The organism is Motiliproteus sediminis, from assembly GCF_017912535.1.
Classification (GTDB): Bacteria; Pseudomonadota; Gammaproteobacteria; order Pseudomonadales; family Balneatricaceae; genus Motiliproteus; species Motiliproteus sediminis.
Genome location: NZ_JAERQK010000002.1, coordinates 461,793 through 476,301, shown reverse-complemented (window position 1 = coordinate 476,301; position 14,509 = coordinate 461,793). Strand labels below are relative to the sequence as shown.

Below are 14,509 nucleotides of genomic sequence, written 5' to 3'. Positions count from 1 at the left end.
CAGTGTTTCTTCCGCAACCATACCGGGCAGAGGATAGGGCTGATACAATCCCCATCCGACCCCTTATCGGCCAACCCCGGCCATGGTTTAGGTTTTTCTGTGAGTCAGCTCAATCCTCGTCAAAAAGAAGCGGTGCACTACGTGGCCGGCCCTCTGCTGGTTTTGGCCGGTGCCGGTAGTGGCAAGACCAGCGTGATTACCCGTAAGATCGCCTACCTGATCGAAGTCTGTGGCATCAAAGCGCACCACATCGCGGCCGTCACCTTTACCAACAAAGCGGCGCGGGAGATGAAAGAGCGGGTCGGCAAGCTGGTCAAGGGTAGCGCGTCACGCGGGCTGACCGTATCGACCTTCCACAATCTGGGGCTCAACATCATTCGCCGCGAGCACCAGATTCTTGGCTACAAGCCCGGTTTTTCGATCTTTGACGCCCAGGACGCCAGTGCCCTGATCCGCGACCTGATGATGCGCGATTCCATGGATGAGACCGATCTGGTCGATTATATCCAGCACACTATCTCTAACTGGAAGAACGACCTGCTCGGGCCCAAGCAGGCGCAGGAGCGCGCCCAGCACCCGAACGAACATCTGGCCGCGCGAATCTATGAGCACTACAACCGCTACCTCAAGGTGTACAACGGGGTCGACTTTGACGACCTGATCCTGCTGCCTACGCTGTTGTTCATGAACCGGCCCGACGTGCTGGAACGCTGGCGGTCCAAGATCCGTTACCTGCTGGTGGATGAGTATCAGGACACCAACACCAGCCAGTATCAACTGGTGAAGATGCTGGTGGGAGATCGCGGCTCGCTCACGGTGGTAGGGGATGACGATCAGTCCATCTACGCCTGGCGTGGCGCACGGCCGGAAAACCTGTCGCTGCTGAAACAGGACTTCCCCGGCCTGAAAGTGGTGATGCTGGAGCAGAACTACCGCTCCACCAGCCGCATCCTCAAAGCGGCCAACGTGCTGATCCAGAACAATCCCCACGACTTCGAAAAGACCCTGTGGAGCGAGATGGGAATGGGTGAGCCGCTACGGGTAGTGATGGCGCGTAACGAAGAGGCCGAAGCCGAGCGTATTGCCACCGATATCATTGATCAGCGCATACGGCGGCAGAATCAGTATCTGGATTACGCCGTGCTCTATCGGGGCAATCACCAGTCGCGCCTGATCGAGATGAAGCTGCAGACCTATCAGATTCCCTACAAGCTTAGCGGCGGTACCTCGTTCTTCTCCCGCGCCGAGGTCAAGGACATCATGGCTTACCTCAAGGTGCTGATTAACCCGGATGATGACAACGCTTTCTTGCGCATCATCAACCTGCCACGGCGCGAGATCGGTCCCAGCACGCTGGAAAAGTTGAGCCAGTACGCGGCTGAGCGCAACGTCAGCCTGCTCTCTGCTTGTGATGAGGTGGGGTTGGCGCAGTGGTTGCCGGAACGTGGTTACAACCGTCTGCGGGAGTTCAGCCGCTGGTTGCGCGATACCCACGAGCGCTGCTTCCGCGGGAACGCCATCGACGCGGTCAAGCAGATGATCCGTGACATCGACTTTGAAGGCTGGCTGGTGCAGAACAGTAGCAGCGAAGCGATGGCGGAGCGGCGCATGGCCAACGTCTGGTTCCTGGTGGAATCGCTGGAACGCACTCTGGAACGACTGCAGGAGGACGATGCCGATGCCTCGATCGAGGATGCCGTGGCGCGGCTGATGCTGATCGACATGCTGGAGCGGCAAGAGGAAGAGGACGACGATGACCGGGTGCAGTTGATGACCCTGCATGCGTCCAAGGGACTGGAGTTCCCCCATGTTTACCTGATGGGCATGGAGGAAGAGCTGTTGCCCCATCGCAACAGTATTGAAGATGACTTTGTCGAAGAGGAGCGCCGGCTGGCTTATGTCGGGATTACCCGGGCCCGAAGAACCCTCACCATGACCCTGGCGCGGCAGCGCAAGCAGTTTGGGGAAGTCGCCGACACGGTGCCGAGCCGCTTTCTTGATGAGTTGCCGGAAGAAGATCTGGAGTGGGAGGGGCGCGACCCCGGCTGCGAACAGACCAACCGCACCCGCGGTAATGCCACCCTGAGCAGCCTGAAAAACCTGTTCAACAACTGAGAGAGGGTGTTGATGGATTTTGTTGACCCGGAGGGAAAAGAACCACCGGCCAACGGATCACAAAGGCTTGCCGCGAGTCTAACGCCTGAGTATCATACGCCCTCTTTCGAGAGTCCTTCTCTGCGCACCCGTAGCTCAGCTGGATAGAGTAGCAGGTTCCGATCCTGTTGGTCGGGGGTTCGAATCCCTCCGGGTGCGCCACTTTTTTTCTCCAGAATACCAGCCCACACCCTGCCTGCGTCATCGCTCCATGCCGACGGGGTGATGCGCTAAGCGCGGAATAACCCGCCACTTCTTTAATCCTCGCTCATCCATTGCTAAGCTGCGCGAGTCGATAAGCGGGGCGTCGCCGCGAGGGTTTCAAGGTGAGAATATCTGTACTGCTGTTGCTTGGTTTGAGTGTTGTGTCACCCGCGTGGGCCGATTGCTCGCTGAATCATACCGCCTGTGACAACGTCTGCGCGGTAAAGCACTTAACTGATGATGCTGCTGAAGCAGGTTGCAAGTCTCGCTGTGTGGCCGAACGCACGGCCTGTGAAGCGAAGCAGGGCGCCAAGGCGGCGGCCAAGGCCACCGAAGGCGCGGTTGAAAGCGTCAAGTCCTTCATTAACGGTTTGTCTGATAAGTGAGGGTTGCTGCCCGCACTCGTTTGACCGTGATCAGTCCGATGGACAAACCGCTATCTGGCCTGATGGCCCTTCTCCTGTCCCCTTCAATCGTTCGGTAACGCGCCCTTGCCGGTCAGCTGCGCAGAGCGGCGGCCAGTGCTTTGTCGGTCTTGAGGATATGGTTGATCAGCCAGTCGCGTAAAAAGCGGGTCAGTTCGGCGGCAATGGCTTCGCCGCTTTCAAAGCGTGCCTTGTAGTCCAGAACCTTTTCGACCAGGTCCTTGTGCTTGGCCAAGTGGTCAGCGCTGTCGGCGTATTGGTGTTTTTTCATCAGCTGCTCTTCAACACCGAAGTGAAACACGGTGTAGTCGATCAGTTCGTCGAGTACTTGCGCGACCGCATTTTGCCCCTTGCCCTCATGAATAGCACCATGGAGTTCGTTGCAGATCTCTACCAGTCGCTGATGCTGACTGTCGATATCCGGGTGATCAACCATCAGGCGGGGCCCCCACTCGATCAGCACACCACGGCTGCGTTTAATCGTCGGGTTATGGCGGTCATCGACCTCGGTCTGGAATCGGCGCACCACGGCAAACAGGTCGTTGGTGGCGTGTTCGGCACGAATAGCAATGTCGGTAGTGGTATTGATCAGCCCCGTTGCCTGGCTGGTGATCTGAATTGATTCGCTAACCTCGTTGACGACCTCCTGGGTTTTTTCTACCTGGGTGCTGACGACATCAGCCAGTTCGCGCATTTTTTCCAGCGTCTGGTCAGATGACGCTCGCACTGACAGCAGCAGGGTGTTGGTATGTTCGGCGGTTTCCACGCCCTGATTTACCAGGGGCAGGGATGAGTTAAGACCGTTAATGGCGGTTTGGGTCTCCTGCTGAATCTCGCCGATCATGACCGAGATTTCGTCGGTCGCCTTGGCGGTGCGTTCGGCCAGTTGGCGAACCTCGTCGGCGACCACCGCGAAGCCTCGCCCCTGTTCGCCGGCTCGGGCCGCCTCAATGGCGGCATTAAGCGCCAGTAGGTTGGTCTGGTCGGCGATCTCCTTGATGATACTGACGATGTTGCCGATCTGTTCTGACTGGTCCACCAGGTGTTGAACGCTTGCCGTTGACTGATCGAGGGTGGTTGCGATCCGGTTCATATCGGCAGCGGCTTGTTGTACCAGCGATTCGCCGTCACCGGTGCGGCTGCTCACTTCCTGTGCCGTCGCCTGGGTGGCGTCTGCCAATTCAGCAATCAAGGCCATATGGGTACTGATCTGCTGTACCGTATGCAGCACTTGCTCGCTGGAGTTGGCCTGTAACTGCAGGCTGGTACCCATCTCGGTGGCGTCGGCGCTGAGCAGGCTCATATCCTGTGCCAGTCCCTCGGCATTTTTATGGATCGTGCCCATCATCTCGCTGAGGTTGGTGCGCATGGTTTCCATCGCATGGATCAGGCTGTCGGCCGGAGCGTGGTCAAACTCAATCGGGGTTTTGAGGTCTCCCGCGGCGATCCGCTGTACGGCGGTGACGGCATCGGCGACCTCGCCTCCCAGTTGTCCCATGATCCAGCGCCGCACCAGCATGCTGATCAGCGCCATAACGACAATGGCGACCAGAGTTAAGGACAGCACCCAGCGCGCCATCGACCAGTAGGCGGCGTCGAGATCATCGATGTAGACGCCGGTACCAATGATCCAGCCCCAGTCATCAAAGCGCTTGACGTAGGAGAGCTTGGGGTAGAGTTCATCGGTTACGCCGCCGCCGGCTAGGGGTTTGGGCCACTGGTAGGTGACAAAACCGTCGCCCTCAGCGGCGACGGCGTCAACAAAGGCAGCAAACAGGTTGTGGTTCGCCAGCGGCGCCGGCTGACTGCCATCCCCCCGACGGGTCTCGGTGGCGCGGTTGTACTTGGGACTGTCGAGCACTGTGCCGTCCAGTGCCGGCACGGTGGGGTGCATTATCATGGTCGGGAACGGGCGCCCGGTGTCGTTTATCCACAGGTACTCCTTGCCGTGATAACGCATCCCCCGAATGGTCGCTTTGGCCTGCTGCTGTGCCTGCGCGAGGGTCAATTCGCCCTGCTGTTGGCGGGCACTGAGATGTTCGAGTGCGGTATACGCCAGCTCCACGGTGGCGCGTAGCTGATTCTGTTTGCTGGTGGCAAGCGAATGCTCCAGCGATCCCAGTGCCAGCGCACCGATCAGAATGAAACCGATCAGGGCGGTGACCGGAAGTACCAGAAGACGAACACCGATGGAGTCAAAGCGCATGGGTTTATCCTTGTCCTGTGCGTTTGCGAATACCTAAAGAGATTGATACGGCAGGTTTTATATTAGCAGTGTTTGATCAGCTGTCAGGGTTCCGGGCTGGGTTGGATAACGGCTATAGCTGCGGATCATGAGTGATCCGGTGACTGTTCGGTTATCGTTGTTGTCGGGCGTTCATGCAGTGCTTGCCAGAGCAAGCGAGCGCTCTCCTTGCCGGTCCCCTTCCTTTGCCGGTCAAGGCTTGAGAGCTCGGTTTTCAAGGTTTCCGGGCTCGGTAGCAGATAGGTGCATTATCTGTGATTCCTCCTTTATCGGCAGCCGGCCCACCAGCCCGCTGCCGTCTTTTTGTCACGTCAGGCTAGTGGCTTGATCAGGGTCGATAACGCCCTGAGTATCTCGTCTCGCAGTCGCTGGGCCAGCGCCTTTGGTACGGGTTGCAGCTCGCGATCAAGGCTGGTCGATGCATCGCTGCGATAGTGGCGCGGATCGCCGGCCAGGGCGTAGAACTGGTTGACCCGTTCGTTGCCGGTTTCTACGTCGGTTGTCACGTTGATCATCGCCTGCGCCAGCACGCCGTGGCCTCCGCCGCTGAGGGGGATCAGTCGCTGGGCGGTGCCGGTGATCTTGCGGCCGTTGACGATCAGGTTGTAGCGGCCATCGCAGTAGGCGTCGGGGACGTTGCCAAATTCACTCTCGACCCCCAATGCCGAGAAGGCCCGTTTGATCGGTTCGCACAGGGCCTGATAGACCAGGTCGAGGTCGTAGCGGTAGTCGGCGGGTAAGGTAAAGATCAGGCTCAGGTGGAGGACGCCGGGCTCATGAGGCACGGCCGTGCCGCCACTGTCGCGGACTACGACCGGCCAGCCCGCCTGCGCCAGCGTTACGCAGGCTTCGCTGTAGCGGGGGAGGCGGGTTTCGCGGCGGGTGATCACCAGGCTGCGGGGATTCTCCCACAGGCGGGCAATACCCTGGCCGGGTTGAAGCTTGCGCAGCAGGTGGGTATCCACGGCGATATTGGCGGCGGTGTCTGTGGTCAGCGGGTCATCCCGCAGTAGCCAGTGTTGTTGCAACTGGAACAGACGGATGCAGTCGGTCGGGTTCATCGCCTTGTTATAGAGAGCGACGAGGGGATTTGCAATGGATCAGATGGCGAACTGTTGTAGTCGCTGGTAAGCACGGGAGCTGCGCAGCAGCTTGGCGCGCTCAGGCTGGCTGAGATGCTGGCGAATTTCTGATTCCAGACGACCGAACTCGTCGCGCCATCCATTATTGCAGGTGCGACAGGCGGTGGCTTTCCAGTAAAGCCGCTCGATCTGGTAGGCGAATTGACAACCGCTGGAGTGATTGGCGTGGTTCATCAGCTGAAGCTCGATTTCTTATTATGAGAATTAACCGGACGATAATTATGGCTGTTTATATTAGGAAATTATGTAGGAATAAATCTTAAATAATCAGCCGATCTCCGGTCCGGTCATGGCTTCGTTTCAGCGCGGAAGTTCGAACAACAACCCCTCTGCGCTGGTCGGTGTTTGCAGCCGTAGCGATGGTTCATTGCCGATGGTGGCACCGTCCCCGGCGCTGAGCGACTGGCCGTTAAGGTCGAGCTCGCCGCGCGCCAGATGAAGGTAGTACTGCCGGTCAGGTTTGGGCACCCAGTCGAGGCTGAGATCATTGATGCGCAACTGCCAGATCCGGGCGTCCTGGCGCAGCGATAGCGGTGCATCGGTGTCATTGCCGACCACCAGGTTGAGTCCTTCAAGGTGACTGAAATCACCTTGCTGATAGCGCGGGGGATAGCCGGCCCGATCGGGCTGAATCCAGATCTGCAGGAAGTGCAGCGGCGTGTCAGTACTGGGATTGTACTCGCTGTGCACAATGCCGCTGCCGGCGCTCATTACCTGTACCTCGCCGGCATTCAGCCGGGAGGTGTTGCCCATGGAATCGCGGTGCTCTATAGCGCCTTCGAGAACATAGCTGACGATCTCCATGTCGCGATGGGGATGGGCGCCGAAGCCAGCGCCGGGCATCACCCGATCATCGTTGATGACCCGCAGCACCGAGATGCCCATCTGTTCAGGGTCGTAGTAATCGGCGAACGAAAAACGGTGATAGCTCTGCAGCCAGCCGTGATCGGCGTAGCCGCGTTGTGCCGAAGGGTATGGCGTAATCATGGCAATCTCCAGAGATAGGGGGCGTGTGGCCCTGTTGGTTAGTGTACCCGATGCAGCTGGTTGTCCAGTGCCAGGCTACCGCCGCCGCGCAGGGTCAGGGCCACGCTGGCAGCCAGCAGACTGAGGGCAAACTCGTAGCCGTTGTTGCTCATGAATAGCCCGTTCTCCCAGTGTACTGACAGGATAGCGACCACCATGGTGAAGGCTGCGACCAGCGCTGCCGGGCGGGTCAGTAGGCCAAGCAGCAGCGCGATGCCGCCAAAAAACTCGGCGCTACCGGCGAGCAGGGCCATCAGAAACCCCGGCTCCAGACCGATCGAAGCCATCCATTGGCCAGTGCCTTCCAGACCGTAACCGCCGAACCAGCCAAACAGTTTTTGCGCGCCGTGGGCGGCAAGAATGATTCCGAGGGGCAGGCGCAGTGCCAGCGCGTCGTAACCGGTGCGTGAAGTCACAATTTTGTTCAGGATTTGTGTGCTCATGATTCTCTCCAAAAGTTGGGTTTTTCTGGCTGCTTGTTGCTGTTGAGATCATGGTATGGCTTGTACCCGAGTAAAAAAATCGGAATAATCTGAGCGAAATATTCAGATTATTTGAACTATGACTTCGCCGCTCACTTTGGATGCCTTGCGTGTACTGGACGCCATTGAACGCCGCGGCAGCTTTGCGGCGGCGGCGGAGGAGTTGTTTCGGGTGCCGTCGGCGATCACCTATGCGGTACAGAAGCTGGAGGAGGATCTTGGGGTCAGCCTGTTTGAGCGCGATGGTCGGCGTTCGCGTCTCACGGCGGTGGGGCGGCTGGTGCTGGAGCAGGGGCGTCTGATTCTGCAGGCCAGTGATGAGCTGTCGCTGCAGGCCCGCGCGGTGGCCAGCGGTTGGGAGGTGGAGCTGGTGATCGCAGTGGAAACCGTGGTTGACCCGTCGCCCTTTTACGAGCTGGTCGAACGGTTCTATCGCCAGCGACAGCCGACCCGGGTGCGAGTCACCGAGGAGGTATTGGCCGGCAGCTGGGATGCGCTGGTGAGTGAGCGCTGTGATCTGGTGGTCGGGGCTTCTGGCCCGTCACCGGTGACCGGGATGGAAACGGCGTTACTGGGGGAGATGGCGTTTGTGCTGGTGGCCGCGCCCACGCATCCGCTGGTGCAAGTGGATGCCCCCCTGTCTTTGGCTGCGGTGGGCCAGTTTCCCAATGTGGTGATCGCCGATAGCGCTCGCAATCTGTCGCAGCTGTCGGTGGGGCTGCTCGACGGGCAGCGCCGGCTGACGGTGCCGACCCACGCGCAAAAAGTGGCCGCTATTGTGGCTGGCGCCGGAGTGGGCCATGTGGCGCGCGGGCGGGTACGAGCGGAGCTGGAGCAGGGGGTGCTGGTGGCATTGCAGACCGACACCCCGCGGCCGCCGGTACCGTTGCAACTGGCGTGGCGACGGGGGCAGGGTGGTCGAGCCCAGCGCTGGTTCACCGAACAGCTGCTCGATTCCGATATGGCTGAGCGCTTGCTGAATGGTTGAGCGCAGCGGCCAGGCCCGCAACCGGGGGGCAGCTCCGCCGGCCCACCAAGGGGTATGCCTGTCTGCTGATCGCTCGGGCTTCATCGCTCAACCAACCGGTTAATTGAACGTCGCCGCAAAGCCGCGCAAGCCAGCAACAATAATCTCGCAGGCCATCGCTGCCAGCACCAGCCCGGTAATTTTGCTGAGAATATTCAGCCCGTTGCTGCCCAGCAGCTTCTCGATACGCGCGGCGGCGTGCAGCAGCACCAGCAGACAGAGCAGCGCCAGCAGCAGTCCGCCAAGCCCCCATGCCGTGTCCCAGCCGTTCAGTTCGGCACCGATAACCAGAATCGCACCGATGGTCGCCGGGCCGATGATGGTGGGGATCGCCAGAGGCACCACCGAGACGTCATCGCGGCTCTGCTCGGGGACGTCGGCGTGGGAGCGCACTCCGTCTTTGACCAGACTGATGGCGGAGAGAAACAGCAACACGCCAGCGCCAACGCGGAACGAATCCAGGGTGATTCCCAGAATGTTGAACAGTGGCTGGCCGAAGAAGAACAGGGTCAGCGCAGTCACCAGCGCGGCCAGTACCGCGCGGTTGGCGGTGGCGCGGCGCTCGCCCGCGCTGCAGCCCCGTGTCAGCGACAGAAACATCGAGACCACGAAAAAGGGCGCGAATAGAAAGAAGAACTGAATCCAGCTCGAAATTAACAACGACATGATCAATATTCTCTACGCGTGGCGGGCGGCGATCATAGCACGGGCGTGGGGTGTCGCAACTACCGCTTGTTCATCGCTGCGTGCGGGGTTCAGTGTGCTTGAATGCCAACCGCAGTTGTTCAGCATTGGAAATGGCGTTTAGCCCGGGTGAGCACTATGTTTTACCCATCGTCATGCGAAAAAGTGAAACTTAATCATGCGGCTAGCGTTCTTCTTTCTGATTGTCCTGGTTGCGGGTTGCAGTGCTGCGCCACCCCCGGCAGTCCCGCTTGAGCAGCCGCCGCTGCGCCCGGCGGATGAATACCGCGCACTGCGTGAACAGGCTCTGCAAGGGGTGGTGCAGGTCAACGAGGTTACCGGCCAGAAAGAGTTTGTCGGGGCAACCGAATATGTGATTCTGTCCGACTTTCAGTTCTCCCCCGCCGAGCTCCATTTTCGCTCGGGCACGGTGGTGCGGGTGCGGCTCAGCAATACCGCGCTGGTGACCCACTATTTCGGCGGCGAGGAGTTTTTCCGCCTGGGTGCCGAGCCGGTCAACCTCATGGGCAGCTTTGTGCCCCGAGGGCAGCACCACATTCCTGTAGCCCCCCTGACGGACCGTGATATTTTCCTGTTTATCAAGGATCCCGGCGTTTATCTGCTTGACTGCTTTGTACCCAATCATCGTGCGGCGGGCATGGTGGGGCGGTTGGTGGTCGATCCTTAACCCCGCACATTAAAAACCGCCGCGGCGGTCATCAACAGGTCATGAATCGGCGTATCATGGGCGCTATCCAATCGATCCTTCTATAGGGGTTTGTTCGCATCATGTTTCACCGTACCAAAATCGTGACCACCCTGGGGCCCGCCACCGACCGGGACCACAACCTTGAAAAGATTCTGCGCGCGGGGGCCAATACCGTGCGGCTGAATTTCTCCCACGGTTCGGCAGAGGACCACATCGAGCGTGCGCGCCAGGTGCGTGAGATCGCCGCGCGTCTGGGTATCCATGTCGCCATTCTGGGCGACCTGCAGGGGCCCAAGATCCGTATCTCTACCTTTCGTGACGGCAAGGTCATGCTAGCGGTGGGGGATGAGTTCATCCTAGACGGCGCGTTGGCCAAGGGCGCTGGCGATCAGCAGCGAGTAGGACTGGATTACAAGGCGCTACCGCAGGATCTGGTGGCGGGCGACCGGTTGTTGCTGGATGACGGCCGGGTGCAGTTGGAAGTGACCGCCATTGATGGCGCCGCGGTGAAAACCCGGGTCGCGGTGGGTGGTCCCCTGTCCGACAACAAGGGGATCAATAAGCAGGGTGGGGGACTTTCCGCGGCGGCGTTGACCGACAAGGACAAGGCGGATATCCAGACCGCGGCGGCCATCGGGGTCGATTATCTGGCCATCTCTTTCCCCCGTAACGGCCGTGATATGGCTTATGCCCGGGAGCTGGCGCAGGCGGCAGGATTGAACGCGCGGCTGGTAGCCAAGGTGGAGCGGGCCGAAACCGTGGCCAGCGATGCGGCGATTGACGACATCATCCTCGCCTCGGATGCAGTCATGGTTGCGCGCGGGGATCTCGGGGTCGAGATCGGCGATCCCGAGTTGATGGGGGTGCAGAAGCGTTTGATCCGGCGTGCACGCCAGCTTAACCGGGTGGTGATTACCGCCACCCAGATGATGGAGTCGATGATCGCCAACCCCATGCCCACCCGTGCCGAGGTGATGGACGTGGCGAATGCGGTACTCGACGGCACCGACGCGGTGATGCTGTCCGGTGAGACCGCAGCGGGGAGCTATCCGGTGGAAACCGTCGAGGCGATGGCCAAGGTCTGTATCGGTGCTGAAAAACACCCCAGCGTCAACGTCTCCCGGCACCGTATGGATAAACAGTTCACTGATATCAATGAGGCCGTGGCGATGGCGACCATGTACGCCGCCAACCACCTGCAGGGGGTCAAGGCGATCGTGGCGCTGACCGAATCCGGTGACACCCCGTTGCTGCTGTCGCGGATCAGTTCCGGTCTGCCGATCTACTCCCTGTCGCAGCATCCGCACACCCTGAGTCGCACGGCGCTGTATCGCGGCGTTTATCCGGTGCATTTTGACTTCACCGACGTTGATATCGTCAAGGTGGCTGATCGCGCGCTGGAAACCCTCAAGGCGGCCGGGCGCCTGCAGCCCGGTGATCTGGTGTTGTTGACCCACGGCGATGATTACGCGGCCGTGGGTGGCACCAACAGCTGCAAGGTGTTGACGGTCGGTTAAGCCGGCAGTCTGCTAGGTGGGGCTGGTGTCCTCGTCGTGCGGCGGTGGTTGGTCGTTGACGGAGTGCTGGCATTGGGCCGCCTGTGGGGTGTTGCTGGCGGCAAACTGAAAGCGGTTTCTCCCGCGCTGCTTGGCGTTGTACATCGCCTGGTCGGCATGCTTGAGCAGTTGGTCGGTGCTGAGGCTGTCGTCACTAAACAGTACGATGCCGATACTGGGGGTGGTGCAATAGCTGTGGGAACCGATCCGGTGAGGGGCCCCGACGCGCTCCAGAATGGTCGCGGCAACCCTGCTGGCATGTTGGTTCGCCTGATGGGCATTCTCCCCCAGTTCTGCCAGCACGATCACGAATTCGTCCCCGCCGAGACGGGCGGCGGTGTCGGTCGTGCGGATCGATTCCAGCAGTCTGTGGCTGGTGGCTACCAGCACCTGATCGCCCGCGTCGTGGCCCTCGTTGTCATTGATCTCCTTGAAGTGGTCAAGGTCGATCATCATCAGCGCGCCGTAGTGCTGGTTGCGGTTGCATAGCGCCAGCAGGTTTTCGAGCCGGTCTACCAGCATTCGCCGGTTGGGGAGCTGGGTGAGAGGGTCATAAAAGGCCATGCGGGCGACCTTCTCTTCGGCCTGTTTGCGCTGGGTGATGTCACGGCTGATGCCGACCAGTCCGTCGATCTCGCCCCGGGTGTCACGCAGCGGGGTTTTCTGGGTCTCCAGCAGGGCTCGTCGGCCGTCGGGGTAGGTAACCCACTCCTCGTTTTTGCGCGTCTTGCGCGCCGCCAGCATTTCGCGGTCCTTCCGACGGAAGAAGTCGGCGGTCTGCGTATCGAACAGATCGTAGTCGGTCAGCCCCGGGATGGTATCGGTATGGGCGCCGGTAAAGTGCCCAAAGGCGCGGTTGCAGCCCAGATAATGCCCCTCACCATCCTTGAAGAAGATCAGGTCCGGGGTAGCATCGACGACATTTTGCAGCAGGTTGCGCTGAAAGCGGGCTTCTTCGCGCAGGGCATACTGTTCGCTGATGTCGCGGAACACCACGGCAACGCAGCTGCTGTCGTCAAGGGTGATACTGGAGGCCTTGAGCTCGACCGGGAACAGGCTGCCGTCCTTGCGAATAAACCACTCTTCGGAAAGCCGCGGCGCGCCGTCCTGCAAGGTCTGGTAGGCGGGGCACTCATCGCTGGGGTAAGGCGAACCGTCCTTGCGGTGGTGGTGAAACAGCGCGTGGGAATTCTTTGCCAGGACTTCACTCTGGGTAAACCCCAGCATCTGTTGTGCTGCCAGGTTCATAAACTGGGTCTGACCGTCTTGGCTCATGCAGTAAACCCCGTCGCCCAGCCGTTCCAGCAGCCGGTCGTGCAGGCGAAGCTTGCGGTTGGCATCCAGCAGGGTGGCATTGAGGCGTTTGAGGTAGGCGATCAGCAAGATGGCGCCAAAGCAAAGGGCTGCGGCGGTAATAGCCGCGTAGCGGGTAAAGCGTTCGGTGAGGGCGGCGGTAGCCCGTTCCCGCGAGCGGGGGTGCAGATCCAGTGCCAGCAGTACTGACTCGATCGGGTTGTAATCCATCGGCGGGACGAAACCGTAGCCGATCCGTTCGGCCGACCCCGGATCGTAACGGGTCATCCACTGCAGTTGATTGGCGATGGTGGCGCCGATCTGGGCGCTGACATGGGGCAGCGCCAGCAGCGGCCACTCCGGATAGAGGTCGGTCGAGAGCAGCAGTGGAAACATTGACGCCGGCTGCCGGTTGATCACTTTGATGTCGGAGAGGGCCAGCGTGCCGTGTTCGGCCATGCTCTCCAGCACACCGGTGCGGACAAAGCCGACATCCGCCTCCGAGTTAAGAATGGCGCGGACGGTGTTGTCCACCGGCGGGCCGATGAAGCGTTGGGCACTGAATACCTTGTCAATCTCAAGGCCAGCATCCTTCCTGAGAGTCCACTGCTGGGCGATGTAAACCCCGAGGGCGTTGGCCCGAGGGGCAATCAGTGTCTTGTCCTGCAGGTCAAAGAGGGTGTTGATATCCTCACGGTCCGCGCGCGTGAAGATGACGCCGCCAAACTGCGAACGCGGACCGCCTTCGGCGACCGGCATCAGCGTGGCGATCGGTGTCAGCGCGGTGTGCGTGCGTAGCTGGATGTAGTCGTCAGGATGGGTAAGGGCAAAATCCACCTCTTGCCGGCGAACCGCCCTGCTCAGTTCGGCGTGACGGAGCGGTATGATCTCGAACCGAAACTGCGGAAGCGTCTGGTTGAGGTAGTCGGCGATCGGTTGCCAGCGTTGGCGTACTTGTGCTGTCGGCCGAAAGGCCAGCGTAGCGATTCGAAGCGGCTTCAAGGCCCCATCTGGAAGGTCGTCAGCCACAGGTTGGGCATGGGTGTACGCGGCCACGCAGCCTAACAGCCCCAGGGTCCGGCCCCAGTGCGATGCAACCTGAGTTAAACGTCTCCAACAAAGACGCGTCATATCCTTACTGCCTACCGGGCCGCATTCCGTGTCGGCCTTACCACGACTACCTGACTTTCCGGCTAGATAAATACAGTCTTTGGTCTAATGCAAGCGGGTTGTCTGATTTGTGGTCGAGGTATGACCTGTATCAGTTCGACAGGGCCAGTGTCGTCGGGTGGCCGAATAATAAAGGGCGCCGTCAGGCGCCCTTTATTCTGTTCACAGTTGTCCGTCAGGCATCAATTTTCTTGTACTTGATCCGGTGCGGATCGGTATTGATACCGCGTTGTTTGCAGTCCTCTTCGTACTCGTGCCAAGTGGATCGATAAGGTGATGCTGCTTGTGGTTGGTACTGGTGTCTGCTTTGCGAACAAAGCAGACGGTCAGGCTACTCTAACGCAATATCGAGTCGACATCAGTTTTTCCCAGATAGCAGACACTTTTCTACT

The 14,509-nt window shown here is 59.9% G+C and carries 12 protein-coding genes and 1 tRNA gene; 6 read left to right on the top strand and 7 right to left on the bottom strand.

Annotation, left to right across the window (positions count from 1 at the left end; genetic code table 11):
- Window positions 1–99 precede the first annotated feature (99 nt).
- The 3 genes from rep (at window position 100) to JJQ76_RS06745 (ending at window position 2,744) form a co-directional block, all read left to right on the top strand.
- Window positions 100–2,115 (top strand): DNA helicase Rep, encoded by a 2,016-nt coding sequence (rep, locus tag JJQ76_RS06755; RefSeq protein ID WP_210395949.1) that lies wholly within the window; start codon window positions 100–102, stop codon window positions 2,113–2,115.
- Between the two features lie 124 nt (window positions 2,116–2,239).
- Window positions 2,240–2,316 (top strand) — tRNA-Arg (locus JJQ76_RS06750).
- Window positions 2,317–2,480: 164 nt separating this feature from the next.
- The gene (locus JJQ76_RS06745) at window positions 2,481–2,744 is read left to right on the top strand and encodes a hypothetical protein (RefSeq protein ID WP_210395948.1); all 264 of its coding nucleotides are present in this window, start codon (window positions 2,481–2,483) and stop codon (window positions 2,742–2,744) included.
- A 112-nt stretch (window positions 2,745–2,856) separates the two neighbouring features.
- Here the strand turns inward: JJQ76_RS06745 and JJQ76_RS06740 are convergent, their stop codons facing one another.
- The 5 genes from JJQ76_RS06740 to JJQ76_RS06720 form a co-directional block, all read right to left on the bottom strand.
- On the bottom strand, window positions 2,857–4,989 hold the full coding sequence (locus JJQ76_RS06740) for a bacteriohemerythrin (protein WP_210395947.1): 2,133 nt from the start codon (window positions 4,987–4,989) through the stop codon (window positions 2,857–2,859).
- Between the two features lie 350 nt (window positions 4,990–5,339).
- Complete coding sequence (locus tag JJQ76_RS06735; RefSeq protein WP_210395946.1) at window positions 5,340–6,089, bottom strand: lipoate--protein ligase family protein; 750 nt, start codon at window positions 6,087–6,089, stop codon at window positions 5,340–5,342.
- A 39-nt stretch (window positions 6,090–6,128) separates the two neighbouring features.
- Complete coding sequence (locus tag JJQ76_RS06730; protein WP_210395945.1) at window positions 6,129–6,344, bottom strand: hypothetical protein; 216 nt, start codon at window positions 6,342–6,344, stop codon at window positions 6,129–6,131.
- Window positions 6,345–6,470: 126 nt separating this feature from the next.
- Window positions 6,471–7,157 (bottom strand): pirin family protein, encoded by a 687-nt coding sequence (locus tag JJQ76_RS06725; RefSeq protein WP_210395944.1) that lies wholly within the window; start codon window positions 7,155–7,157, stop codon window positions 6,471–6,473.
- A gap of 38 nt (window positions 7,158–7,195) precedes the next feature.
- Window positions 7,196–7,639, bottom strand: coding sequence for a DoxX family protein (locus JJQ76_RS06720; RefSeq protein ID WP_210395943.1), 444 nt, complete (start codon window positions 7,637–7,639; stop codon window positions 7,196–7,198).
- Window positions 7,640–7,757: 118 nt separating this feature from the next.
- Between JJQ76_RS06720 and JJQ76_RS06715 the strand changes: the two genes are divergently transcribed.
- A complete protein-coding gene (locus tag JJQ76_RS06715; RefSeq protein WP_210395942.1) occupies window positions 7,758–8,666 on the top strand; it encodes a LysR substrate-binding domain-containing protein in 909 nt (302 codons plus the stop codon).
- 99 nt (window positions 8,667–8,765) lie between these two features.
- Here JJQ76_RS06715 and JJQ76_RS06710 read toward each other — a convergent pair whose 3' ends face one another.
- Complete coding sequence (locus tag JJQ76_RS06710) at window positions 8,766–9,371, bottom strand: MarC family protein (protein ID WP_210395941.1); 606 nt, start codon at window positions 9,369–9,371, stop codon at window positions 8,766–8,768.
- 196 nt (window positions 9,372–9,567) lie between these two features.
- Between JJQ76_RS06710 and JJQ76_RS06705 the strand changes: the two genes are divergently transcribed.
- Window positions 9,568–10,077, top strand: a complete 510-nt coding sequence (locus JJQ76_RS06705; protein WP_210395940.1) for a cupredoxin domain-containing protein — start codon at window positions 9,568–9,570, stop codon at window positions 10,075–10,077.
- 101 nt (window positions 10,078–10,178) lie between these two features.
- Complete coding sequence (gene pyk / locus JJQ76_RS06700; protein ID WP_210395939.1) at window positions 10,179–11,615, top strand: pyruvate kinase; 1,437 nt, start codon at window positions 10,179–10,181, stop codon at window positions 11,613–11,615.
- A gap of 12 nt (window positions 11,616–11,627) precedes the next feature.
- Here pyk and JJQ76_RS06695 read toward each other — a convergent pair whose 3' ends face one another.
- Window positions 11,628–13,949 (bottom strand): diguanylate cyclase domain-containing protein, encoded by a 2,322-nt coding sequence (locus tag JJQ76_RS06695; protein WP_210395938.1) that lies wholly within the window; start codon window positions 13,947–13,949, stop codon window positions 11,628–11,630.
- Window positions 13,950–14,509 lie beyond the last annotated feature (560 nt).